The sequence below is a fragment of the Aeromonas sp. Prich7-2 genome, assembly GCF_017939255.1.
Classification (GTDB): Bacteria; Pseudomonadota; Gammaproteobacteria; order Enterobacterales; family Aeromonadaceae; genus Aeromonas; species Aeromonas caviae.
Window position 1 is genome coordinate 1 of the sequence record NZ_JAGKRI010000245.1, and the last position, 293, is coordinate 293.

At 62.5% G+C, this 293-nt stretch carries 1 pseudogene; it reads right to left on the reverse strand.

Annotation, left to right across the window (positions count from 1 at the left end):
* Window positions 1-293 (reverse strand): annotated as a pseudogene (locus J9892_RS21415) (IS4 family transposase); the annotation flags it as partial.

Consider the following 293-nt stretch of genomic DNA (forward strand, 5'->3'; position numbering starts at 1 on the left):
TCCATCAACTCGCTGGCCGGGAAGCGCAGCGGGTCGGTGAGCGAGGTCAGCACCTGCCGCTCCTTGCCGTTTACCGTCCGGGTCAGCAGCCGGGCTTCGAACTGCTCCGGCAACTCGCTCCACTTCTTCTTGGCCTGCGGACTGGCTCTGAGGCGTACCAGCACATCCTGCCGCCCCAGCTTGCGGATGACCTCGTATTGAGCCCCCTTTTTCAGCGGAATAAGCCAGTGACGCGCTACGCCCTGGCGTTGCCAGGCATGGAGTAACCCCAGTGAGTAGAAGCCCTTATCGAA